General features: G+C 69.8%; 18 protein-coding genes and 3 pseudogenes. 9 read left to right on the forward strand and 12 right to left on the reverse strand.

Annotated elements, in window-relative coordinates; translation table 11 throughout:
• Positions 1-4 precede the first annotated feature (4 nt).
• From ACWD6R_RS26600 to ACWD6R_RS26615, 4 genes are read right to left on the reverse strand one after another with little or no spacing between them, the layout of a single operon-like run.
• On the reverse strand, positions 5-1,534 hold the full coding sequence (locus tag ACWD6R_RS26600; RefSeq protein ID WP_451821011.1) for a peptidoglycan D,D-transpeptidase FtsI family protein: 1,530 nt from the start codon (positions 1,532-1,534) through the stop codon (positions 5-7).
• Positions 1,531-2,910 (reverse strand): FtsW/RodA/SpoVE family cell cycle protein, encoded by a 1,380-nt coding sequence (locus ACWD6R_RS26605; protein ID WP_451821012.1) that lies wholly within the window; start codon positions 2,908-2,910, stop codon positions 1,531-1,533. Before ACWD6R_RS26605 ends, ACWD6R_RS26600 begins: the two co-directional genes overlap by 4 nt.
• A gap of 55 nt (positions 2,911-2,965) precedes the next feature.
• Positions 2,966-4,291, reverse strand: coding sequence for an ATP-binding protein (locus ACWD6R_RS26610; RefSeq protein ID WP_451821013.1), 1,326 nt, complete (start codon positions 4,289-4,291; stop codon positions 2,966-2,968).
• The gene (locus tag ACWD6R_RS26615; RefSeq protein ID WP_451821014.1) at positions 4,288-5,049 is read right to left on the reverse strand and encodes a hypothetical protein; all 762 of its coding nucleotides are present in this window, start codon (positions 5,047-5,049) and stop codon (positions 4,288-4,290) included. Before ACWD6R_RS26615 ends, ACWD6R_RS26610 begins: the two co-directional genes overlap by 4 nt.
• Positions 5,050-5,249: 200 nt before the next feature.
• Between ACWD6R_RS26615 and ACWD6R_RS26620 the strand changes: the two genes are divergently transcribed.
• Together ACWD6R_RS26620 and ACWD6R_RS26625 are read left to right on the forward strand one after the other, a co-directional pair.
• Positions 5,250-5,825: an IS607 family transposase gene (locus ACWD6R_RS26620; protein WP_451821015.1), complete on the forward strand. Its 576-nt coding sequence runs from the start codon at positions 5,250-5,252 to the stop codon at positions 5,823-5,825.
• Positions 5,818-7,457 (forward strand): annotated as a pseudogene (locus ACWD6R_RS26625) (IS200/IS605 family accessory protein TnpB-related protein). The gene ACWD6R_RS26620 and the pseudogene ACWD6R_RS26625 overlap by 8 nt, the downstream one beginning before the upstream one ends.
• Here ACWD6R_RS26625 and ACWD6R_RS26630 read toward each other — a convergent pair.
• From ACWD6R_RS26630 to ligD, 3 genes are all read right to left on the reverse strand, one after another.
• Positions 7,454-7,765: a zinc-ribbon domain-containing protein gene (locus ACWD6R_RS26630; protein WP_451821016.1), complete on the reverse strand. Its 312-nt coding sequence runs from the start codon at positions 7,763-7,765 to the stop codon at positions 7,454-7,456. The pseudogene ACWD6R_RS26625 and the gene ACWD6R_RS26630 sit on opposite strands and share 4 nt — an antisense overlap.
• A complete protein-coding gene (locus ACWD6R_RS26635; RefSeq protein WP_451821032.1) occupies positions 7,762-9,921 on the reverse strand; it encodes a HEAT repeat domain-containing protein in 2,160 nt (719 codons plus the stop codon). Before ACWD6R_RS26635 ends, ACWD6R_RS26630 begins: the two co-directional genes overlap by 4 nt.
• 127 nt (positions 9,922-10,048) lie before the next feature.
• Positions 10,049-10,936 (reverse strand): non-homologous end-joining DNA ligase, encoded by an 888-nt coding sequence (gene ligD, locus ACWD6R_RS26640; protein ID WP_451821017.1) that lies wholly within the window; start codon positions 10,934-10,936, stop codon positions 10,049-10,051.
• Between the two features lie 70 nt (positions 10,937-11,006).
• Here ligD and ku point away from each other — a divergent pair, with 70 nt between their 5' ends.
• Positions 11,007-12,065 (forward strand): non-homologous end joining protein Ku, encoded by a 1,059-nt coding sequence (gene ku, locus ACWD6R_RS26645; RefSeq protein ID WP_451821018.1) that lies wholly within the window; start codon positions 11,007-11,009, stop codon positions 12,063-12,065.
• A gap of 417 nt (positions 12,066-12,482) precedes the next feature.
• Here the strand turns inward: ku and ACWD6R_RS26650 are convergent.
• Positions 12,483-12,995 (reverse strand): annotated as a pseudogene (locus ACWD6R_RS26650) (protease pro-enzyme activation domain-containing protein); the annotation flags it as partial.
• A gap of 261 nt (positions 12,996-13,256) precedes the next feature.
• Between ACWD6R_RS26650 and ACWD6R_RS26655 the strand changes: the two are divergent.
• Positions 13,257-14,555 (forward strand): serine hydroxymethyltransferase, encoded by a 1,299-nt coding sequence (locus tag ACWD6R_RS26655; RefSeq protein ID WP_451821019.1) that lies wholly within the window; start codon positions 13,257-13,259, stop codon positions 14,553-14,555.
• A gap of 346 nt (positions 14,556-14,901) precedes the next feature.
• Here ACWD6R_RS26655 and ACWD6R_RS26660 read toward each other — a convergent pair whose 3' ends face one another.
• Entirely contained in the window at positions 14,902-15,105 is a 204-nt protein-coding gene (locus ACWD6R_RS26660; RefSeq protein ID WP_451821020.1) for a DUF397 domain-containing protein, read from the reverse strand.
• Positions 15,102-15,794 (reverse strand): DUF5753 domain-containing protein, encoded by a 693-nt coding sequence (locus tag ACWD6R_RS26665; protein ID WP_451821021.1) that lies wholly within the window; start codon positions 15,792-15,794, stop codon positions 15,102-15,104. Before ACWD6R_RS26665 ends, ACWD6R_RS26660 begins: the two co-directional genes overlap by 4 nt.
• Before the next feature lie 181 nt (positions 15,795-15,975).
• Between ACWD6R_RS26665 and ACWD6R_RS26670 the strand changes: the two genes are divergently transcribed.
• From ACWD6R_RS26670 to ACWD6R_RS26685, 4 genes and pseudogenes are all read left to right on the forward strand, one after another.
• Positions 15,976-16,722 (forward strand): hypothetical protein, encoded by a 747-nt coding sequence (locus ACWD6R_RS26670; RefSeq protein ID WP_451821022.1) that lies wholly within the window; start codon positions 15,976-15,978, stop codon positions 16,720-16,722.
• Positions 16,723-17,008: 286 nt separating this feature from the next.
• Positions 17,009-17,446, forward strand: coding sequence for a hypothetical protein (locus tag ACWD6R_RS26675; RefSeq protein WP_451821023.1), 438 nt, complete (start codon positions 17,009-17,011; stop codon positions 17,444-17,446).
• A 160-nt stretch (positions 17,447-17,606) separates the two neighbouring features.
• A pseudogene (locus ACWD6R_RS26680) lies at positions 17,607-18,059 on the forward strand (IS701 family transposase); the annotation flags it as partial.
• Between the two features lie 193 nt (positions 18,060-18,252).
• Complete coding sequence (locus ACWD6R_RS26685; RefSeq protein WP_451821024.1) at positions 18,253-19,032, forward strand: AfsR/SARP family transcriptional regulator; 780 nt, start codon at positions 18,253-18,255, stop codon at positions 19,030-19,032.
• A gap of 86 nt (positions 19,033-19,118) precedes the next feature.
• Here ACWD6R_RS26685 and ACWD6R_RS26690 read toward each other — a convergent pair whose 3' ends face one another.
• Positions 19,119-21,233, reverse strand: a complete 2,115-nt coding sequence (locus ACWD6R_RS26690; protein ID WP_451821025.1) for an MMPL family transporter — start codon at positions 21,231-21,233, stop codon at positions 19,119-19,121.
• Complete coding sequence (gene sigJ, locus ACWD6R_RS26695) at positions 21,218-22,171, reverse strand: RNA polymerase sigma factor SigJ (protein WP_451821026.1); 954 nt, start codon at positions 22,169-22,171, stop codon at positions 21,218-21,220. Before sigJ ends, ACWD6R_RS26690 begins: the two co-directional genes overlap by 16 nt.
• Positions 22,172-22,546: 375 nt before the next feature.
• Between sigJ and ACWD6R_RS26700 the strand changes: the two genes are divergently transcribed.
• Positions 22,547-22,981: a transposase family protein gene (locus ACWD6R_RS26700; RefSeq protein ID WP_451821027.1), complete on the forward strand. Its 435-nt coding sequence runs from the start codon at positions 22,547-22,549 to the stop codon at positions 22,979-22,981.
• The last annotated feature ends 69 nt before the right edge of the window (positions 22,982-23,050 follow it).

A 23,050-nucleotide genomic window follows, 5' to 3' on the forward strand; every position in this document is an offset into this window, starting at 1 on the left:
GTCATCAGCGTGTGCCGCGCCGCACGCGCCGTTCCGAGCCGCGAGACGCCCCGGACGGGGGCGCGCCCCCCGTGCCGTCAGCCCGCAGCGCCGCCTCCATGACGGCCCGGGCGATCGGCGCCGCGCTGCCGCCCCCGCTGATGTCCGCCCGCTTCGCGGCGGCGTCCTCGACGACCACCGCGACCGCGACCGCCGGCCGGGTCGAGTTCGGCGCCTGTGCCCAGGAGATGAACCAGGCGTACGGGGTGCCGGAGTTGTCGATGCCGTGCTGAGCGGTGCCGGTCTTGCCGCCGACCGTCGCCCCGTAGATCGCGGCATTGGATCCGGTGCCCTGCTCCACGACGTCGATCATCATCTGCCGCAGCTGCGTCGCCGTCCGCGGGCTCATCGCCTGGTGGTAGGAGCGCGGGCGGTTCTGATGGACGGTGGTGCCGCTCCTGGTCGTCGTACGGTCCACCAGATACGGGTGCTTGAGGTCACCGCCGTTCGCGACGGCCGACGCCACCATGGCCATCTGCAGCGGTGTCGCCGTCGTGTTGAACTGTCCGATCGACGACAGGGCCAGCTGGTCGTCGCTCATATCAGTGTCGAAGTTGCTCTTTGCCACGCCCGACGGGATCTTCAGCCCGGTGTCGTTGAAGCCGAACTTCCGCGCCGCCTTCACCATCCCGTCCAGCCCGACCTCCACCCCCAGATGGGCCATCACGGTGTTGCACGACACCCGGATCGCCTCGGCGAGCGACGCGTACTCGCAGCCGCCGGCCTCATTGGGGAGCGTGGTGCTGGTCCCCGGCAGGACGTACGGGGACGGGGTGTCGGTCTCCGCGTAGGGGTCCTCGACCGCACCCGTGTCGAGCGCCGCGGCCGCCGTCACGATCTTGAAGGTGGAGCCGGGCGGATAGGTCTGCCGGATCGCCCGGTTGAGCATCGGCTGGCTCCTCGCCCTGTTGAACTGCCGCCAGGCGTCGGTGACCGACGAACCGGTGCCGGAGAGCCGCTCGGGGTCGTACGAAGGGGTCGAGACCAGCGCCAGGATCTTGCCGGTCGACGGTTCGAGGGCGGCGACCGCACCCCGCCGCCCGCCCAGCCCGGCGTACGCGGCGCGCTGCATGGAGTCCTTGACGGTCGTTGCGACATTGCCGCCGGGCTGCCGGCTGCGGGTGATCTCGTCCCACAGCGGCAGCGGGGCGAGCAGCGGATCGGTACCGGAGAGGATGTCGTCCTCGGCGTTCTCGATGAGCGTCGTGCCGTACGTCTGCGAGGCGTACCCCGTCACCGGCGCGTACAGCGACCCGTCGGTGTAGGTGCGCTCGTAGGTGAGCCGCTCGTCCGTGTTCCTGGAGCCGGTGACCGGCTTGCTGCCGACCAGGATGTTGCCCCGCGGCTGGTCGTAGCGGGCGATCGTCCGGCGGCGGTTGGCGGGGTTGTCGTCCAGCTCGTCCGCCTGGAAGACCTGGATGCGGGCGGCGTTCAGCAGCAGCGCCACGAGCAGCAGCAGGCAGAACGCGGCGGCCCGCCGGATGTAGCGGATCACGACGGGTCCTCCACGATCGGTGCGATGACCCCGGTCTCCACCTGGTCGGGGTGGGGGGTGCGGGCGAGGTCGCTGATCCGGATGAGCAGCGCCACGATGATCCAGTTGGTCACGACGGACGAACCGCCCTGGGCGAGGAACGGCATCGCCATGCCCGTCAGCGGGATCAGCCCCATCACGCCGCCCGCGATCACGAAGACCTGGAGCGCCAGGATCGATGCGAGCCCGATCGACAGCAGCCGCCCGAAGGGGTCGCGCAGGGCGAGCCCGGCCCGGTAGCCGCGGGCGACCAGCAGCGCGTACAGCAGGAAGACCGCGGTCAGCCCGGACAGCCCGAGCTCCTCGCCTGCCGTGGCCAGGATGAAGTCGGACTTGGCGGCGAAACCGATGAGGATGGAGTGGCCGAGACCGAGCCCGGTGCCGAGCATCCCGCCCGCGGCGAACGCGAACAGCGACTGGGCGAGCTGGCTCGGTCCCTGGCCCGCGTCGATGGAGGCGAACGGATCGAGCCAGTCCTGCACCCGGCTGTGCACATGTGGCTCGAGGGAGCCGACGGCGAACGCGCCGACGGCGGCGAGCAGCAGCCCCACCGCGATCCAGCCGGTCCGGCCGGTCGCCACGTACAGCATGATCACGAAGAGGCCGAAGAAGAGCAGCGAGGTCCCCAGGTCGCGCTCAAGGACCAGCACCCCGACACTGAGCAGCCAGATCGCCACGATCGGGCCGAGCACCCGGCCGGTGGGCAGTTGGAGTTTCCAGATCCTGCGGCCCGTGTAGGCGAGCGCGTTGCGGTTCGCGGAGAGGTACGCGGCGAAGAAGACGGCAAGCAGGATCTTGGCGAACTCGCCCGGCTGGAACGAGAGTCCGCCGATCCGGATCCAGATCTTGGCACCGTTCACCGCGGGGAAGAAGATTGGCACGATCATCAGGACGAGCGATGCGGCGACCGACAGGTATGCGTACCGCTGGAGCACCCGGTGGTCACGGAGGAAGACGACGACCACGATGAAGAGCGCGACCCCGAGCGTCGACCAGATCAGCTGGGTGGGCGCCGCCTGGTCCTTCGGGGTCTCCAGGTCGAGCCGGTAGATCAGCACCAGCCCGAGACCGTTGAGCAGGACGGCGATGGGGAGCAGCAGCGGATCGGCATGCGGGGCACGGAAGCGGACGGCGAGATGGGCGAGGAGTGCGAGCAGCCCGAGGCCGGCACCGTAACCGGCGACATCGGGCGGGATCGCGTGGTCGTGCGCGAGGCCGACGGCGGCGTAGCCGTAGACGGAGATGAGGACGGCTCCGACGAGGAGTGCGAGCTCGACCCCGCGCCGCTTGGGCAGGCGTAGCTGCGGCGGGGGCGCGTCCGTCCTCGTTGCGGTCATGCCTCGCAACGTAGCAAGAGGTGCACCATATTCCCCTTATGTCACTTCATTTCCCTTACGTCGCCTCTGTCTGGTCGTCATGGCCGGGCGGTTCGCCGCCGTCGAGTCGTACGTATTCCGGGAGCGTCAGCCGCGCCACCGCCCCGCCGTCCTCCGCGTCGGCGAAGACGAGCTCGGCGCCGATGACCGCCGACTGCCCGACGGCGATGGTCAGTCCGAGCCCGTGGCCCTTGCCGCCTTCCTCGGTACGGAACCGCTGCGGACCGCCGGCCGGCAGATAGTCCGGGAATCCCGGACCGTGATCGCGTACGGTCACCACCGGCCCGTCGACCGTCACGACCACCGGCGGCCGGCCGTGCTGGTGCGCATTGGCGATCAGATTGCCGAGGACCCGCTCCAGCCGCCGCTTGTCGGTCTCCACCCGCACGGGCCTCGCCCCGGTTCCGGCTTCCGCCCCCAGGACACGGACCTCGGTCTCCGTTCCCGAGGCGCCCGCCACTCGCACGGCGAGCGGAGCCAGTTCGTGAACCGCGAGATCGACCTCTTCCGTGTGGGCGTCGAGCCGGGAGATTTCCAGCAGATCCTCCGTCAGCGCCCGCATCGCCCGCACCCGGTCCCGCACCAGCTCGGCCGGGCGGCCCGCCGGCAACAGCTCGGCCGCGGCCGAGAGGCCGGTCAGCGGGGTGCGCAGCTCGTGCGCCACATCGGCGGTGAAGCGCTGCTCGGCCAGCAGTTTGCGCTGGAGCGTGGACGCCATCGTGTCGAGTGCACCGGCGACGATCGCCACCTCGTCCTGCCGGCGCGACGGGTCCGAGGTACGGGGGTCGTCGACGCGGGCGTCGAGATCGCCCGCACCGATCCGGCGGGCCACCTGGGCGGTCTGGTGCAGCCGACGGGTGACCCGGGTGACGGCGAATGCGCCGACCAGCAGCGTGGCACCGATCGCCAGCAGCGAGGAGCCGACGAACGCCCGGTCGAGGCTGTTGATCACGTGGGCGCTCCGGCTGAAGTCGATCGCGGTGGCCAGCGCGCGGCCGTCGGCCGGGCCTGCCGCCCACATGGTCGGACGCCCGTGGTGGTCGGCGACGAGCGTGCCCTGATGCCCGCTCTCGGCGAGGGCGCGCAGGGACGCGGGCAGCCCGGGCGGATCGATACCGGAATCCGGCAGGAGCGCCTCGCCCGCCTTGTACGCCGCGGTGACGTCGTTCAGCCGGGAGAGCGCGTCGGTGCGGGCCTCGTCGAGGGTCTCCCGGGTCACCGCGGTGTGCACCAGTACGCCCAGCAGTGCGGCGAACGCGCAGCACATCACGGTGATGAACACGGCCGACTTCCAGGCGAGCGTCGCGGTCCACGCGGGCGCGCGCAGTCTCCGTCGCCTCATCGCCGCCCCGCGGAGGCGGTGACCGGCGGCGGCACCATGGTCGCTTCGGGGCTGGGCTTCGCGCTCGGCCGGCCGGTGGGCGCCACCTCCGGGGCCTTCCGCAGGATCTCGTCCCGAGTCGGCAGCATCGCGCGCTGATGGTCGTCCCAGGACCAGGCTGTCCGGTACTCGTATCCGGCGATCGCTGACGGCACTCGCATGATCACGTCCCGCCCGGCCAGCTCCACGCTGATCACGGAGTCCGAGACGGCCATGATCCGGGTCAGCCCGCCCGCCTCCGCCATGTAGACACGCACCGAGATCCGCCCGTCGCTCCGCCGCACGCCGAGCACCATGTCGTTCCTGCCGGCGCCCGTCAGGTCGCGGTAGTACGGCTGCAGGACCGGGCAGGCGGCCGGCGCGCTGCGGCACGCGGTGATCTTCCGGGCCGTGTCGGCGGGGAGCTCGTCCGAACCGCTGGACTGGCTGGTGGTGGCCTTCAGGTCGGCCTGCACCACGGCGACCGGGTCCAGCTGGTGCACATCGTCGTGCGGGACCGTGATCCCGGGGATGCGCGCCGTCGCGCCCTCGCCGTAGTCGTACGGGGCGGCGGAGGCGGGTGGCAGCTGCGGCCAGAGCCGGGCGGGCCCGATGGCGGCCGGGGCCCTTCCGGCACTCTTCGGCTCGCCGCCGGTGCCGCAGCCGGTCAGCAGTGCGGCACCGGCGCCGGCCACGAGGGCCGCCTGCGCGCGGCGCGTCACCCGGTGATGCGGGCGCATGACTCCCTTCCTTCCCGGACGTCCGGTCATGGGTCCGCCGACCCATGACCCATCGACCTTATGCGGAAGAAAGTCCCTTATGTTCTTTTGTTGCCGGTATGGCCGCGGTTGTGTCAGTGCTGGTAGGGGTGACCAACTGTTGGCTTTCGAGGTCGTTCGAGTGTGCGTAACCAAATTTGGGTGAGCGCGTTGTTCCGGGTGTGAATCTGACGGAGTGGGCGAGGGTGCAGGGTGTGCATCCGCAGACGGCGTATCGCTGGTTCCGTGAGGGCACGTTGCCGGTACCGGCGCAGCGGGTCGGGCCGCGGATGATTCTGGTGAATGTGGAGGCCGTTGCGGCGCCCGGGACGGTCGGCGGTGTCGGGTTGTATGCCCGTGTTTCCTCGCGCGACCAGACGGGTGATCTCCAGCGTCAGGTGGCCCGGCTGTCGCGGTGGGCCGCGCAGTCGGGTCACCGGGTGGTGCGGGTGGAGTCCGAGATCGGGTCGGGTATGAATGGCTCCCGCGTCAGGGCCCGGCGTTTACTGGCCGACCCGGACGTGACCACCGTGGTGGTCGAACGCCGTGACCGGCTCGGCCGAATGAACACCGAACTTGTCGAAGCGGCACTCGAAGCCGCGGACCGGCGTCTCGTTGTCCTGGATGACGGGGAGCTCGAAGACGACTTGGTGCGGGACATGATGGAGGCGCTGACGTCGTTCTGTGCCCGCCTGTACGGGCGCCGTTCGGCGAAGAGCCGGGCGAGGAAAGCCCTGGAAGCTGCCGACCATGGCTGAGTCGAAGAACCAATTGCGCACGATCGCCCCGCCGTTCGTCGCCGTCGGACCCACAGGTGTGGCAATACGCGACCGGCTCAAGCACCACACCGCCCAGGACGAAAGAGTCCTGCGCGCGGTCGGCGAGCACCAAGGCCGTCTGAGCTCCCGTGACCTCAAGGCCCGCTGTGCGGATGGTCTGGAGCACAGCGCGGACACCTGGGCGGCGCGTAAGCGGGACCTGACGGCACTGTCGTCGTCGCGGATCGCGGGTGCGATCACCAAGGCCACGCACGATCAGTGGGCGCTCGCACGCCGTTGCCAGGCGGCTCACATCCGGACGCTGGATGCTGGGGTCAAGATGCTGCGGCACCGCCTGTCCCTCCCGGTCGGGGCGCCCGGAACGAAGCGGGCCGCGGGTGGCTACCGGTCGAAGAGCGAGTGGTTCCGCAAATCTCGCCGTCTCGCGATGCTGGAAGACCGGCACACGGCTGCTGTTGCCGAGTGGCAGGCCGGGCGGGTGCGGGTGGTGCGGGGCGGCAAGCGTCTCCTGAACACCCGCCACCATCTCACCGACGCCCGGCTCACCGAAGGCCAGTGGCGGCAACGGTGGGAGGCGGAGCGCTGGTTCATCGCTGCGGACGGTGAGTCGGGGAAGCGGTTCGGGAACGAGACGATCCGCGTCACCCCGGACGGCGAGGTCAGCATCAGGCTGCCTGCTCCGCTCGCGCACCTGGCCAACGCCGGGCACGGCCGGTACGTCCTCACCTCCCGGATCGCGTTCGCGCACCGGGGTGCGGAGTGGGCCGACCGCATCACCGCGAACCGGGCCGTCGCCTACCGCATCCACCTCGATACGGAGCGTGGCCGCTGGTACCTCACCGCATCCTGGCAACGCCCCCTCGTGAAGACCATCCCGTTGGAAACCGCCCGCGCTCGGGGCATGATCGGTGTCGATACCAACGCCGATCACTTCGCCGCCTACCGGCTCGACCGGCACGGCAACCCCATCGGAGATCCGCGCCGCTTTCCCTACGACCTGTCCGGGACCGCCGGTCACCGCGACGCACAGATCCGCCACGCCCTCACTCGGCTGATCAACTGGGCCCGGCGGGCCGGGGTCGCCGCGATCGGCATCGAAGACCTGGACTTCACCACCGAGAAGACCCGCGAGAAGCACGGCCGCCGGAAACGGTTCCGGCAGCTCATCTCCGGCATGCCGACCGGCAGGCTCAAGGCCCGGCTGGTGTCCATGGCCGCCGAACACGGCCTGAGCATTGTCGCGGTCGACCCCGCCTACACCTCCCAGTGGGGTGCCCAGCACTGGCAGAAACCGCTGACCACCCCCCACCGCACCATGTCCCGTCACGATGCCGCCGGTATCGCGATCGGACGACGCGCCCTCGGACACCCGGTCCGGCGTCGGACGGCACCGCCCCCACACGACCGGAGTGATCGTGCGGGGCATCGGACCGTCCAGGCCGGACCAGGTGACCGGGGGCGTGAGGGAACCCGCCCACCCGCAACGGACCGGCCCCTGGAGGGCCGGCGCCGAGTGGGAAGCGAAAGCGGGAACCCCGTGCATCCAACACCGTTCGGGATGCGCCCAGTACGCAGCAGTGGGTCCAGGACTCACTTATGCACACTGGTTAGGAACGGTTCTGTCCGTCCTGGGCATATCCCGGCTGCTGCTGGGCCTGTCCGAACGGGTTGCCGTCCTGCGATGCCACGTGTTGCGCCAGCAGTTGGTCGGCCTGCTCCTTCGGGATCTTCTGCTCCCCGCCGCAGAACGTGCACTGCGTCGCGTACTTCGTCGAGAACGGGAACAGCGGCACGAAGAACAGCGTGAACTTCGTGACCCGCTTCCGCAGTGTGTGCGCGGCCGGATTGCCGCACCAGCCGCAGACCATCGTCAGAACGGCCAGTTGGTACAGATAGCCTCGCGTACCAAAAATGATCATGTCGTGGGCCCCTTCCCCGTTACTTCGTGAAGCGCTCGCCGGCAGAACACCAGCAGCTTTTCGTCCTCGTATGTGTCGTGGCTGCCGTACCCGCCGGCCGTCGCGTTGTGACGTCGTACGGAGGCGAGTTCGGCGCGCAGTACATGTGCCGCATCCGACCCTGCACCAGCAACACCCATCAGCGCCAGGCATTCGGCCACCCGGACCCTGACATGACGGTTCTTCTCCCAGGCGGCCAGCATGACCGGTACGGACTCCTCGGTCCGCCCCGTCACCTCCCACAGCGCGATCGCCGCATCCACCCGCAGCCACAGCTCGTCATGGAGCAGCAGCGCCCGCAGCCGGGGTGCCGCCGCGGCCGCGTGCGCACCCAGCCCGCCCAGCGCGCTCACCGCCGAGCGCCGCTCGTGCGCATGCTCCGCCCCCAGTCCCTCGATCAGAACCGGCAGCACGGCCTCCACGTCCCCCGCGACCGCCCACAGTGCCTGAGCCGCTTCCCTCGCCACTGGGGGCCCCGGGCGGCGGATCAGCGCCCGCAGCTCCGGGACGGCGCACCGGGCGGCCGGACCGAACGAGCCGAGCGCCCGCAGCGCCGAGGTCCGCAGCCACTCCCCGCGGTACTCCGGCGCCCCGCGGAGCACCCGCAGCACCTCCGGCGCCGCCTCGCCCGCCCGCAGCGCGGTCAGCCCGCCGAGCAGCGGATTCGCCCGGTCGTACACCCCCTCGTCGAGATCGAGCCCGCCCAGCCTGCGCCGCAGCACTCCGGCGAGCGGGGCCGCGGCCGCGCCCAGATACCCGATGGCGAACCCCACGTCGTGCGGCACCTCGGGCCGCTCCAGCGCGGCGGCCAGCGCGGGCACCGCCCGGGCGTCACCCAGCCGGGCCAGCGCCTTCACCGTGCTGCCGAGCCCCGGTGGCTCGCTCGCCCACTCCTTCACCCAGGACCCGGGATCCGCCGCCACCCGCGCCGCCAGCGCGTCCGCGGCGGGCGCGGCCAGCCCGAACAGCTCCTCCAGCATGTGCGAGGCGGCCTCGGCCAGCCGCCGCTCGGGGGCCGCGAGCTGGGCACCCACGAGGCGGACCAGCTCCTCGTACGAGCCCCGCCAGGCCCGTATCAGCCCGCTGCTCATCTGTACCGCATCGATGCGCTGCCGGCGGTCGGGGCTGCGCAGCTGGTCGATCAGCAGCGCGCTCCGGTCGGCGACCCGGTCATCGAGCCCGACGTGCAGCGTTCGCAGCAGATCCGCCGTCCAGGGGGCGGTGCGCCCGGCGGATTCCGCCGCGGACAGTGCCCGCACCTGCCCCACCAGGGTCACCGGCGCACCCCGCTCCTCGGCGGGTTCGCCCGGACCCGGCTCGTCGGCCTGTGCGGCGGCGCCCACCGGGTCCGGCACGCCGACCGCCGTGCCGGGCATCGAGCGCAGCTCCGTCAGCAGCCCCGCCACCATCCGTACGACATCGCCCGGCAGCGCGTCCGGCGCGCAGCGGGCCAGCTGGGCGAGGGCAGCCAGCCGCAGCGCCGGGGCGTACGCCTCCGCGGCGAGCCGGCTCAGCCAGTCCGCCGCCTGCCCGGCCAGCGGGCGGTTCCGCAGCGCGACCCGACCCGCCGCCTCCACGAGCGCGAGCCGCACCTCCTCGTCCGGCTCCACCGGCAGCCGCTCCCGCAGCAGCGCGAGGACCCGCGCCGGGTGGCTGTGCAGCGTGGCGAGCGCCAGCGGCGCGGCGAGCCGTACCCCCGGGTCCTCGTCGGCGATGAGCTCGAAGAACGCCCCGGCGCACGCGGTGACGGCCGAGGCCGCCATCGCGTAGTTCGCCGCGCCCTCGATCTCCTCCTCGTCGAACTCCTCCTCGTCGAAGTCTTCGTCGTCGTCCTCGTCCAGATCGATGCCGCCGATGCTGGTGAGCAGCTCGACGATGCTGCCCCGGTCGTGGATCCCCGGATCCACGACCAGCTCGAAGAGGAAGGGAATGCAGGCGAGTGTGCAGTCGTACACATCCCCCTGGTGGTGAACGGCCCCGTACATACCGTCCAGCGCCTGTTCGCGCTCCGCCGGATCGGCGGACGCGAGCCCCCGCAGCAGGCCCGGCACGTCGTCGGCAGGCCCGTAGGCATGCTCCATCGAGGCCCAGTCGACCTCGTCGATCCCCGCGAACATGCCGTCGCCTCCCCGCGCATTCACGTAATGCAGTGTCTGCGCAGAGTGTGCACCACGGCCCGGGCAATCCACCCGCCACATGCAGCCTTTTGCTTGCCGACATGACAACGGCCGGATGCGTGCGCCATCAGGGCAGCGGCCGGGCCCGGTTCGGATTGATGAGCGGGCCGAGCAGATCCCCGTACCGCTCCAGCCGCCCGGCCATGTCGCCGGCCAGAAAGACCAGCCCGGCGGGGCTCCGGCAGTCCTCGATCTCCGCCCAGGTGACGGGCGCGGACACGGTCGGCTCGGCCCTGGCGCGCAGCGTGTACGGGGTGGCGGTCGTCTTCGCCGCCGCGTTCTGACTGAAGTCGACGAACACCTTCCCCGGCCGCAGCGCCCGTGTCATCCGGTGCACCACCAGCTCCGGAAGATCCCGCTCCGCCTCCTCCGCCAGCTGTTTCGCGTACGCCGACACCCGATCGGAGGAGGCCGGTTCCAGCGGTACGAGAACATGCAGCCCCTTCGATCCGGAGGTCTTCCCGTACGCGAGCAGCCCGTCCGCCGCCAGCCTGTCGCGCAGCCACAGGGCCACCGCGCAGCACTCCACGACGGTTGCCGGAGCCCCCGGATCGAGGTCGAACACCATCCGGTCGGCGATCCCCGGCCTGTCGGCCGGCCACTGCGGCGTATGGAACTCCACCACCAGGTTCGCCGCCCACATCAGCGACGCCAGATCCTGGATGAGCACCTGTCCGGCCTGCTGCGCCGTATGCCGCGGCACCTCGGCGATCCGTACCCAGGACGGGGTGCCCGGTGGGGGGTTCTTGGTGAAGAACCGCTGCCCGTCCGGCCCGTCCGGATAGCGCAGGAAGGACACCGGCCGGTTGTACAGATGCGCGAGCAGGGCCCCCGCCGCCGTGGCCGCGTAATAGTGCAGCACCTCGCCCTTGGTGGTTCCGGTGGCCGGATACAGAACCTTGTCGAGATTGCTGAGCGCCAGGCGCCGCCCCTCCACCTCGGTGATCGGCGTCATACGATAAGAATCACATGAATTCAGGATCAATAGTGATCTATCGGTATGTCTATGGACAAAGGGGCGAACGGTGAGGTCCATCTGGAACGGCGCGATCTCCTTCGGGCTGGTCAGCATCCCTATCAAGCTGGTCAACGCCACCGAGAGCCACTCGATCTCCTTCCGCCAGATCCACCTCGCCGACGGCGGCCGGATCCGCTACCGGAAGGTCTGTGAAGTCGACGAGCAGGAAGTGACGGCCGCCGAGATCGGCAAGGGGTACGAGGACGCGGACGGCTCGATCATCCCGATCACCGACGAGGACCTCGGCTCGCTCCCGCTGCCCACCGCGAAAACGATCGAGATCGTCGCCTTCGTGCCCGCCACCGAGATCGACCCGCTCCAGATGGACACGGCGTACTACCTCTCCGCCAACGGAGTCCCCGCCGCCAAGCCGTACACGCTGCTGCGCGAGGCCCTGAAGCGGAGCCGGAAGGTGGCCGTCGCCAAGTACGCGCTCCGCGGCCGGGAACGGCTCGGCATGCTGCGCGTCGTCGACGACGTGATCGCGATGCACGGCCTGCTCTGGCCCGACGAGATCCGCGCCACCGACGGTGTGGCCCCGGAGACCGACGTCACGGTCCGCGAAGCCGAACTCGACCTGGCCGACGCCCTGATGGCCACTCTCGGCGAGGTCGACATGGACACCCTCCACGACGACTACCGCGAGGCGGTCGAGGCGCTGATCGCCTCGAAGGCCTCCGGCGAGGCACTCGAACCGGCAGCATCCGGCGACACCGGCGGCGGCAAGGTCATCGACCTGATCGCGGTACTGGAGAACAGCGTCCGGGCGGCGAAGAAGGCCCGCGGCGAGGAGGCGGAAGAGGCAGAGGAATCCGGGAGCGCACCGGTGGCCGAGGTGACGTCGCTCGCCGCCCGCAAGAAGAGCGGCGGAACCGGCGCGAAGAAGAAGGCCTCCGCGACCGCCACCCCCCGGAAGGCCGCCGCGAAGAAGTCGACGCCGGGCAGAACCCCGGCGAAGAAGACCGCCGCACGGTCGACCACGAAGTCGACCGCGAAGACGGCGACGAAGAAGACCGCGAAGACGACGGCCAAGAAGGCAACACCCAGGAAACGCGCGTCGGCCTGACGGGACGCCGGCAGCCGCTGCTCCTGCCCGCGGCGACGTGGCGCTGCCGACCGTGGCCGGTCCACGCCGATGGGTGCCGTGCCGGCGACTCCCGACGAGCGACCGCCGGCGCGGCTGTGTACGGAAGACGGAACCGCCCGCCGGCGCGTGGCGCCGACGGGCGGGGCGGAAGGTTATCAGTGCATGGTCATCGACTCCGGGCAGGGCGAGCGCATCCGCCGGGACCGGGCGTCCGCAGCGCTGCCACGCAGGACTGCCCCGGAGCCGAAGCCCCGGGGCAGTCATCGCATCGAGCCCGTGCGTCAGTCCCGGCGGTACGAGTTCACGTATCCGGCTGCCGGAGTCCCGACACCCGTCACGTCGTCGTATCCCTTGACCGCCTTGAGCGAGGCGTCCTTGCCGAGGCTGCGCACCGACGTCAGAGGACGGGGCGCGGTAGGTCCGGCTGCCCTTGCGGTAGTTGCGCAGCTGGGTGCTGAACGCCTTCTCGGCCGCGGCGACGTCACCGGTGGCGGAGACGTAGTACTGACGGGCGCCGGTGACGGTCAGCCCGCTCGACTTCAGCCACTGAACGACCTGGTCGATCTGCTGCCGGGTCGCCCCGAACCGGGCCTGCGCCTTCTTGGCGCTCAGGTACTTCCCGTACGAAGGGGACGCCGGGTCGGACACGGCGGCGGCGTAGGCGGCCAGCCCCTTCGCGTCCCGGCCGGCCAGATGGACCCGGACACTCACCTTTCCGCTGTCGGCGGTGGCCCCCTGGTCGGCCTTGGCCGTGGCCCAGACCGGCTTGGTGCCCTGCAGAGCGTCACGACCGGCGGGTGCGGAGTCCGCGCTGGCGGACGGTATACCGAAGGCGAGTGCACCGGCGAGCAGCGGCAGTGTCGCTGCCATGCTCAGCCCGGCGCGACGTCTGGCACGACTGGTTCTCATGTAACCCCTGACCGCGCCCGGCCCTACCACCATTTTCGCCGCCAAGAAGGGTGTCAATCAGGGCGGAACATCCACGAACGGCCCATCAAACAGCTGCCCGGGCCGCCCCCATCAGTAGACTGAGAGGCGCCGCGACTGGCGCGCATCCCGGCAGGGGTGCTCCGTGGAACCGACCACGAGGAAGCGGCACACTCCGGGCCTGTCCGGAGGCGTCACCACCGGAGAGCCGTCCGCCTGGGCATCCGGGTCCATGCGGCAGCCATGCGCCAGACCCGGGAGGATCCCGTGACGACACCCGAGAACCGCCGCCCCGCACTCACCGCCACCGACCCGGAGCTTGCCGCCCTCGTCACCGCGGAGGAGCAGCTCCAGGCCGACACCCTTCGCCTGATCCCCAGTGAGAACTACGTCTCCGCAGCCGTGCTGGAGGCCTCCGGCACGGTGCTCCAGAACAAGTACTCCGAGGGCTACCCCGGCAAGCGGTACTACGAGGGCCAGCAGATCATCGACCAGGTGGAGACGGTGGCCGTCGAACGGGCCACATCCCTCTTCGGCATGGACCACGCCAATGTGCAGCCGTACTCCGGATCGCCCGCCAACCTCGCGGTGTACCTGGCTTTCCTGCAGCCCGGCGACACCGTGCTCGGCATGTCGCTGCCGATGGGCGGCCACCTCACGCACGGCTGGGGCGTCTCCGCGACCGGCACCTGGTTCCGCGGTGTGCAGTACGGCGTCCGCCGCGACACCGGCCGCATCGACCTGGACGAGGTCCGCGACCTGGCCCTCGCCGAGCGCCCCAAGGTGATCTTCTGCGGCGGTACGGCAGTGCCCCGGGAGATCGACTTCGCCGGCTTCGGCGAGATCGCCGAGGAGACCGGCGCGGTCCTGGTCGCCGACATCGCCCACATCGCGGGCCTGATCGCGGGCGGCGCCCACCCCTCGCCCGCCCCGTACGCCGACGTGGTCTCCACCACCACCCACAAGACCCTGCGCGGTCCGCGCGGAGCGATGCTGCTGAGCCGGGCGGAGCACGCCCGCGCCATCGACCGCGCCGTCTTCCCCGGCCTCCAGGGTGGCCCGCACAACCAGACCACGGCGGCGATCGCGGTGGCCCTCAAGGAAGCCGCAACCCCCGGCTTCAGCGACTACGCCCACCAGGTCGTCGCCAACGCCCGTGCCCTGGGGGAGGAGTTGGCGTCCCGCGGCTTCGACCTGGTCTCCGGCGGCACGGACAACCACCTCCTGCTGATCGACCTCACCGGCAAGGACGTACCCGGCAAGATTGCGGCGAAGGCCCTGGACCGGGCCGGGATCGTCGTCAACTACAACGCCGTCCCGTACGACCCCCGCAAGCCGTTCGACCCGTCCGGCATCCGCATCGGCACCCCGGCCCTGACCTCCCGCGGGATCCCCGCCTCCGAGATGGGCGCGGTCGCGGAGTGGATCGACCGCATCGTCGAGGCGGCGCGCACCGGTGACGAGGCCGTGGTGGAGAAGGTGCGCGAAGAGGTGAGGACCCTGATGGACGCGTACCCGGCGCCGGGGCTGCCGGTGGCGTGACCTGACCGCTCCGCCGGATCCCGGGCACCCCGGGATCCGGCCCGCGGGGCGCGTCATCGGCGCCACGGTGAGGATGCCGTCCAGCCGGCTGCTTGCTCGACGGCGCGGCAGCACGCCTGTCAAGGCGGCGTCCAACGGGCACGGAGGTCGTCCGTTCCCTGCTCGGCCGCACGGTCCTGATACGCGCGGAAGGCGTCTACAGAAATGTCGGGAGCGGTACGCGAGATGTCGGCGAACTCGCTAGGGGGGGACGAACCTCCTGCGCCGCCGTAGCGGTATCAGCTCACCGATCTGGCGGCCCTCCCGGGCCACGGTGAACGACCTCCTGCCCTTCCCCGTCGGCGACTCAGGCCAGCTCGCTGACGAACGTGCGCCAGGCGTCGCGGTCGAAGGTGATGACGGGGCCGTTGGGGCGCTTGCTGTCGCGTACGGGGGCGAGGTGGGGGAGGTTGTCGGCGATCTCGACGCATTCGTTGTTGCCGCCGCTGTACGTGCTGGTGCGCCATCTCGCGCCCGACAGGTCCGGCGTGCTGCGGTGTGCGCCGCTCATTCTTGATGCTCCTTGGATCTGCGATGGATGACAGCGCGGGACTCGTTCGGCGAGAGCGCTGATGTGCGCGCAGCGTCGAACAGGTTTTGGTAGCGCGAGACATCCGCTGCTCGCTCCAACCACATGGACCCGGAGGGGTTGTCGACCAGAACCACGTCGAGCACCCCCTCCTCCGGAAATCCCAGCAGTACGTATGGGCCGAACATACTTGCATGGGCTCCACGGCTGAACGGCAGCACCTGAACTGTCACATTGGGGTGCTCGGAACTGGCCAGCAGGTGTGTGAGCTGCGCGCTCATTACCTGAGCACCGCCGACCTCCTGAAGCAGTACGGCCTCCGAGATCACTGCCCATAGCTGGAGTGGTTCGTCGGACAGAAGGCGCTCTTGCCGGGCGAGACGTACCTGTACGAACTTCTCGATCTCATCGGCTGTCTGCCACTGCTGAGAGGCCACGGTGACGGCCCGGCGGCTGACGCTGGGGAGTTGGTGCTCTCGGAGCTGGTGACCAACGCCGTGCGGGTGCCCGCACCCGGTGACCGGATGGTCGGCGTGCCGCTGGTAGTGGCAGGCCTTGGATCGGGCCTGGTGTCGGCGTCGCCAGTCGGACCAACTGAGCCGGTGTGCCGCATCGTGTGCGGGCTGGACGACGAGCGTGATGAACAGGCGCTGGATCTCGTTGCAGCTCATGGCGGGGGTTACAACGGTGCGGCGTCCGCCCTGCCCGGGCAGGCGAATCTGCCGCCTGCTACGTCTAGGATCCGCTGTCGTGGGGAAATCAAACACTGAGCCTGGGGCAGGCGTTGTTCTTGCCAACGGCCGTACTCGGATGTGGGTGGAGCGAGGTGCGCTGCACTGCAGGCGGGGGCGTATGACCGTCACCGTGCCGGGAGCGCAGATCCGGGAGGTCAAGGTGACGGGGCAGTCGCTGGCCGTGGTCCTGTTCGAGGAGGCACAGGCTGACACGGCCATGACAGTCCAGCATCGCAATGAGGCGGTGGTTGCTGCGCTCGGTCGCGAGATTGTAGCGATCATGAGCGACGCGGGCCCCTCGGGGAGTCGGCGGCCAGTCCAGCGGCAGTTGGTGCGCGTCTGGCCCGTGCGGGTGCTGGCTGATCTGCGTAATCGGGTGCGGCACGGCAGCCCGTGGTGGCGGCGTGCCCTCTGGTACGTGGTTCTGGGGTTCCCCCTGGCCGTGTTGCTGCCGGTGGAGCCCCGCTTCCTGGGTCCCCTTGCCTGGCTGTTGCTGCCGCTGAGCGTCGCCTCGCTGCGCGCATGGGTGCGCATGGCCGAGCTGGACACGCGGTGGGTGATGTGGCGGCGAGGCATCACCGTACGGGCAAGGTTCGAGTCCGACCCGCACAGCGACAGCACCAGTAGCTACATTGTCCACTTCCGCACGCTCGACGGCCGGAAGGTCACGGCGAACGGGCAAGTGCGAGGGCGCCGGGAGGAGATTCGATACGACCCGCAGGACCCCTCACGTGTGCTCGCGCCGACCCGCGTGGCCTGGCTGGGGGTCGCCTTGGCCGCGTTCATGATGATCGGTTTCTGGGGTGTCGTCTTCAGTATCCCGACGGTTCTCTGGCTGATTGGGCTGCTGGCACTGCCGTTCTAGTACTCCATCCGGACTTCCGTATTTCCGCAGGTCAGCGGCATCGCCAAAGGCGTCCGAAACTGACATCGCGTCAGCTATGGGCTCCTTCGCGCCGCGCTCACCAGGAGGAATCCCAGCCTGCCGACTCAATGCGGGCGCGTTGTCGGCGGGGACTCGCGCGAAGTCCGGCTGGAGTACTCGTACTCCGGCTGCAGTTCGTGATCTTGGTGATTTTCGCTAGGGTTCTCCGGGTCTTCAAGTGGGGGACGTGCTGTCTTGAGGCAGTCTGAGCAGGCATTATGCACGGGTGAGCATCAGCATCAAGTTCTTCGTCGCCCCTGACGACACCTCGGCGGCAAGCAGCGTGGACCGCGGGCCGGACAAAGTCTTCGGCTCACTGACCTGCGGCAACTTCGATGCTGCAGAGGCGGTGATTGAGTGGGAGAGCCTGCTCACCGGACAGAGTTTCGAGGCGCTCGTCGCGTCCGATGAGCCGCATATGGTTGCCGAACCCGGAGAAGAGGGCGGTCCACTGCTGTTTGTCGTCTCGGCTGCGCTTCAAGGGGCGCTGGGCGGTGCTTCGGTGGCTCGCCTTGCCGAGGTCGGCGAGCTGTGGATCCAGGAACGGGCCACGGAGGGCGAGGTGTTCGACCCGGAGATGGTGGGGGAACTCCTGGGTGATCTGGCGGACCTGGCCCGCATCGCCGAGGGGCGGGGTCACGGCCTGTACTGCTGGATGACCTAGCCTCCCAACCCCCGTCGTGCGGTCCCGCCATTTGGACCGGGGACGAGATGGTCGCGGCCACCGATGATCATCGTGGTTTGTGAAGACAACGAACGATCAAGCGGTGGCCGCAGTTCACAGAGTAGACCCGGCCCGATGGCAGGACGCATTCGAGGGCCTGATGGGCCGGATCGCGGGTCGTTTCGCCCGCGTGGAACCCCGCCGGCGAGTCAAGCGGTTGGTGCTCGGCATCCTGTCGGACATCCCTCGCAAGAACTGCTGGACGATCGCCGAATGGGTCGGGGAGTCGACCCCGGACGCCATGCACCACCTGCTCAGCCGGGCCAAGTGGGAGGCCGACGCGGTCCGTGACGATGTGCGGGGCTACGTGGTGGAGCGCCTGTACGACGAGCGGGCGGTGCTGGTGGTCGATGAGACCGGCGACGTGAAGAAGGGCACCGCCACGGTCGGCGTCCAGCGCCAGTACACCGGCACCGCCGGAAGAATCGAGAATGCCCAGGTTGCCGTCTACATGGTCTATGCCGGCGGGCGCGGGCACGCCGCGGTGGACCGGGAGTTGTACGTCCCGCGCTCCTGGACCTCCGACCCCGACCGCTGTCGCGCAGCCGGGCTCAGTGGTGGGTGCGCCGAATCCCGGACCCCGAGTCGGAGGTCGGGGAGGGTGCCTGGGCCCGGTGGGTGATCGTCCGCCGCCGCCCGACCGAACCCAAACTACAGCGGCGACACTGATCTACGACTGAAGGGTTAGAGGCACGCCGTCGAATGCCGTAGGACGGACCGGGGTGCAGCCGCGGGAAACTCCGGATGTGCCCCCGGCCGAGGTGGAGTTCCGGGTGCTGGGTCCGATGGAGGCGACTGTTGGCAGCCGGGCGGTGGATCTGGGAGCGCCGAAGCAGCGTGCTGCGCTTGCGCTGCTGGTCAGCCAGGTGGGCCGGCCGGTGTCGGTCGATGTGATGTTGGAAGAGCTGTGGGACGGGCAGCCGCCGCCGTCGGCGATGACGTCGCTGCACGCGTACGTAGCCAATTTGCGGAGGGTGCTGGAGCCGGATCGCGCACCCCGGAAACCGGCGACGGGGCTGCGCACGCACGGCCGGGGTTATCTGCTGGATGGCCGCGTTGCGCAGGTCGACGCCCACCGCTTCGGCGAGCGTGCGACGGCTGGGTGGCAGGCACTGGACCGGGGCGACCTGCGGCGGGCACTGAGCGCGTTCGAGGCGGGGCTGGCGTTGTGGCGTGGGCAGGCCTACGCGGAGGTGGCCGATACCGCGCAGGTGGCTCCGGAACGGGTACGGCTGGAGGAGTTGCGGTTATCGGCCACCGAGGGCCGCTGCGCGGCGCTGATCGCTGTGGGCGCGCATGGGGTCGCCGTGTCCGAACTGGCGGCCTTCACACGTGCCCATCCGCTGCGCGAATACGGTTGTGAACTGTTGGCCCTGGCGTTGTACCGGGCCGGACGGCAGGCCGACGCATTGGCTGCGCTGCGGACCCATCACAAGCGGATGGCGCAGGAGCTGGGCATCGACCCGAGTCCGGCGCTTCAGCACCTCGAGGGTGAGATCCTGCGCCAGGCCACGGAGTTGGGCTGAGGTTCGGGTCGCGTCCGCGTCCCGTCCTTGCCGGGCCTCCCGGCGGATGCCGGAAGGCCCTGGCGGAAGGTCGTGGCGGAAGGCCGTCACGTACCTTCGAGCGCGGGTTCGAGGTCGGGCTTGCCGACCGGCGCCGTGGGGGCGTCGTCGTGCCGCCCGAACAGCCTGCTGGGCCACCACATCCACCGGCCCACGTCCAGGGTCAGCGCGGTGACCAGCACCGAGCGGACGATCATGGTGTCCAGCAGCACGCCGAACGCCACCGTGAATCCGAGCTCGGCCGCGAACAGCAGCGGCAGCGAGGCCATCGCCGCGAAAGTGCCGGCCAGCACCAGACCCGCTGAGGTGATCACACCGCCCGTGGCGGACAGACCCTCCAGCGCGCCGCGCCGGGTGCCATGCTGCTGGGTCATTTCGCGTACCCGGGTGACCAGGAAGATGTTGTAGTCGACGCCCAGAGCGACCAGGAACACGAACGCCAGGAGCGGGAAGGAGGCGTCCGCCCCGGCGAAGTGGAACACGTGGTTGAACATCAGGCTGCTCACGCCGAGGGCCGCGGCGAACGACAGCACCACCGTCGCCATGAGCAGCAGCGGAGCGACGATCGCCCGGAGCAGCAGCGCAAGGATGAGCAACACCACGACGAGCACAATGGGGATGATCACCTTGGAGTCGCGGGTGGCCGCATCCCGCGTGTCGAGAGTGATCGCCGCGTTGCCGCCGACTTGGGCATCCGCACCCTCGATCCCGTGGACCACGGTTCTGGCCTGCTTGACGGTGTCCATCCCGGCCTTGCTGCTGGGAGCGTCCTTCAGTTCTCCGGGCACGAGCGCGTCACCGCCCTTGACCACCGGCGTCGAGACGTCGGCGATCCCTGGGACACCGGCCAGCGCCGTCCTCACCCGGTCTGCCGAGGCAGCCTTGGTCACGACGTAGATGGGGTCGCCCGAACCGGCCGGGAAGTGCCTGGCCTGGATCTCCTCGCCGATGGCCATCTGCGGTTTGTTGGTGAACTGATCCTTGCTGGAGAGCCCGTCGGCCTTGAGCCCGACCACAGCGACAGCCATGGCGCCGAGGACAACCGCGGTCCCGATCCACACCGTCCGCGGCCGGCCGGAGATGGCGGTGCCGACCCAGGTCCAGATGCCTTCCCTGGCCGCCGCGGCTGCTCCGTACGCCGGCTTGACCGGCCAGAAGATCCAGCGGCCGAAGATGACCAGGAGCGCCGGCATCAGGGTGACCATGGCGAGCAGCCCGACGGCGATGCCGACGGCACAGGCCGGCCCGAGCCCCTGGGTGGAGCGGAGAGTGGCCAGCATCAGCAGCGTCAGGCTGACCGCGACGGTGGCGGCGCTGGCGATGATCGCCGGACTGCAACGGCGCAGCGCCTCCGCCATCGCCTCGTGCCGGTCCTCGTGCCGCCCCAGCTCTTCTCGGTAGCGCGAGGTGAGCAGGAGCGCGTAGTCAGTGGCGGCGCCGAATACCAGCACGGTCAGAATGAAGCTGGTTTGCGAATTGACGGTGAGTCCGGCGTTCTTCGCCAGCAGATAGATCACCGCTTCCGACGCGACCAGGGCGCCGCCCGCGGTCAGCAGTGGCAAGAGCGGCAGCACCGGGCTGCGGTAGGTGAGCAGCAGAATCACGACCACCACCAGCGCGGTGATGGCCGTCAGGCCGCCTCCTCCGCTGAAGGCCTTGATCGAGTCGGATGCGTAACCGGCCGGTCCGGTGACGTGGAACCCGAGACCGTTGACGTTCTCTTCGCCGACCTTGTTCATCGCGTCGACGACCTTGCCGATCCCTTCCCAGCCCGTCTTGTCCTTGTGAACCTGGACCACGGTCTGGATGGCCTTGCCGTCCTGGGCCTTCACTGGGCCCTGCGCCTGCCCCACGACGTTCTTGATGCCCTTGAAGGCTTCGGCGTCGACTCGGGCCTTGGTCATGTCGGCAGGGGTGATGCCCTCGGGCCGGTCGTAGATCACGATCGCGGGCATGGTGTCGGAACGCTGGAACTTGTCGGACCGCTCGACGACCTTGGTCGACTCCGCGTTTGCGGGCAGCCAGGCCGAGCTGTCGTTCTTCTGAACGTCGGCGAGCTTGCCAGCGAGGGTGAGGGCCGGGACCAGCACGGCCACCCAGAGGGCGAGGACGATCCATTTCGCCACCCGGCCACTGGGTAAGGAAATCATTCTGCGAAGCATGTGTTACTCCTGAGCGATCGCTTGATGTGTGAGAGCTTGTCGGGATTGGCGACGATGTAGATCCCGCATACCTGATGGCCGTCCGAGGTGAGGTCGAGGACGATGACGGCCTGAGTGGTGTCGCCATCGAACATCACTGCCGACGGGGCGCTGTTGACGCTGCGGTACTCGATGTCGAGGTCCTTGCCGAAACGGCGAGCGCTGCCGATGAGCGCGCGGGCGACCTTGTCCCGGCCGTGGAACGAGCGCAGCCCGCCCACCGGGTGGGCCTTGCCGTCGCCGTTGCCGTCGCCCCACAGGCTCACCTCCGGGGCCAGGACCTGCAGCAGGGCGTCCACGTCGCCGCCAAGGGTGGCGGCCAGGAACCGCTCGGTCACCTGCTGCCGGATGCCCGGGGCGGGCTCGTAGCGGGGGCGCCGGGCGTGGACGTGCTCGCGGGCGCGGTGGGCGAGCTGGCGGACTGCCGACGGAGAGCGGCCGAGGATGTGCGCGATCTCGGTATGGGGGTAGCCGAACACCTCGTGCAGGACGAACACCCCCCGCTCCAGCGGGGAAAGGGTTTCCAGGACTACCAGCAGCGCCAGCGACACCGACTCGGTGTGCATCACCGCATCGGCGGCATCGGCGGCATCGTCGAAGGCGGGTGTGTCCACGCAGGGGGTGGCGATTGGTTCGGGCAGCCATGGCCCGACGTACGTCTCCCTGCGGCGGGTGACGGTGGCCAAGTGGTCGAGAGCCCGGTTCGCCGCGATCCGCACCAGGTAGGAGCGCGGGCTGTCGATCCGCTCCGCGCCCGGTGCCCGGTTCCTGGTCATCCACGACAGCCAGGTCTCCTGCAACACGTCCTCGGCGTCGGTGACACTGCCGAGCATGTTGTAGACGATGGAGAGCAGCAGGTCGCGGTGCTCAGTGAATGTCTTTGTCGCAGCCCTTGCCACTGGATCCGATGCCGCCTCCTGCGGGCTGCCCTGGGATAGGGCCGAGTCTGACGGGGGGTAGGACATCTTCGGGCCTCTCATTGCGGATGCATTCCGAAACTGAGACCCGTCCGGCACCCAGGAGTGTGACATCATCCCGCACGATGTGGCGTGCATCACGTCGGCGCCAACCAGCCGTACAGTCCCGGCCAAGGCACGTGGCCGACGATATTGCTCCGCACCCGTATTCGGCATACCCGAAAAGGAATGGTGGCCAGGGCTGCCGCAAAGTCCTGCGTGTAGACGTTTCCGCTGGTTAGAGGCCCGTGCCTGGAAAGGTCGAAGCTCCGTTGGGGTGGGTGACCTCGCAAGTCGCCCTGAATCAACGGAGCTTCGGTGAAACGTCAGTCTGTCACGTCCGTGTCCCGGTCGGAGTTGCTGTCGCTGGTGTCGGCGCGGGTGGCGTTGTGGCAGCGGCTCGGCGAGGTGAGCGATCCGCGCAAGGCGCGGGGGCGTCGTTTCCCGTTGCCGGTCCTGCTCGTGATCGCGTTGTGCGCGACGGCGGCGGGTTTCGGGTCCTGGCGGGCGATGGCGCAGTGGGCCGCTGCCGCGGAGCCTCGGGAGAAGTTGCGACTGGGGCTGGTTCCCGTCGGCGTGTTCGGGCTGGTGAGGGCGCCGGGGGCGGACACGTTGCGCAGGGTGTTGTCGGCGGTGAGGCCGGGTGAGCTGGAGGTTCTCCTGCGGGTGCGGGAGGTGGCCCTGGAAACGGTGGCGGCGGACGGCAAGGCCCTGCGAGGATCACGGCGGGGTACACAACTGCTGGGCGGGTAAGTCGTTTTGGCGCAGTTAGGCACGTTTGAGTGAACGGCGTGACGATCTGCTGGTGTGCCTGGCGGGGTG

Source organism: Streptomyces sp. NPDC005151 (assembly GCF_053599875.1).

What these genes read in the sequence shown, in the direction of transcription:
- ACWD6R_RS26605 (WP_451821012.1), bottom strand. Translation starts at nt 2,910, where the DNA reads ATGACCGCAACGAGGACGGACGCGCCCCCGCCGCAGCTACGCCTGCCC.
- ACWD6R_RS26610 (WP_451821013.1), bottom strand. Translation starts at nt 4,291, where the DNA reads ATGAGGCGACGGAGACTGCGCGCGCCCGCGTGGACCGCGACGCTCGCC.
- ACWD6R_RS26615 (WP_451821014.1), bottom strand. Translation starts at nt 5,049, where the DNA reads ATGCGCCCGCATCACCGGGTGACGCGCCGCGCGCAGGCGGCCCTCGTG.
- ACWD6R_RS26630 (WP_451821016.1), bottom strand. Translation starts at nt 7,765, where the DNA reads ATGATCATTTTTGGTACGCGAGGCTATCTGTACCAACTGGCCGTTCTG.
- ACWD6R_RS26635 (WP_451821032.1), bottom strand. Translation starts at nt 9,921, where the DNA reads ATGTTCGCGGGGATCGACGAGGTCGACTGGGCCTCGATGGAGCATGCC.
- ligD (WP_451821017.1), bottom strand. Translation starts at nt 10,936, where the DNA reads ATGACGCCGATCACCGAGGTGGAGGGGCGGCGCCTGGCGCTCAGCAAT.
- ACWD6R_RS26655 (WP_451821019.1), top strand. Translation starts at nt 13,257, where the DNA reads ATGCGCCAGACCCGGGAGGATCCCGTGACGACACCCGAGAACCGCCGC.
- ACWD6R_RS26660 (WP_451821020.1), bottom strand. Translation starts at nt 15,105, where the DNA reads ATGAGCGGCGCACACCGCAGCACGCCGGACCTGTCGGGCGCGAGATGG.
- ACWD6R_RS26665 (WP_451821021.1), bottom strand. Translation starts at nt 15,794, where the DNA reads ATGAGCTGCAACGAGATCCAGCGCCTGTTCATCACGCTCGTCGTCCAG.
- ACWD6R_RS26670 (WP_451821022.1), top strand. Translation starts at nt 15,976, where the DNA reads ATGACCGTCACCGTGCCGGGAGCGCAGATCCGGGAGGTCAAGGTGACG.
- ACWD6R_RS26690 (WP_451821025.1), bottom strand. Translation starts at nt 21,233, where the DNA reads ATGCTTCGCAGAATGATTTCCTTACCCAGTGGCCGGGTGGCGAAATGG.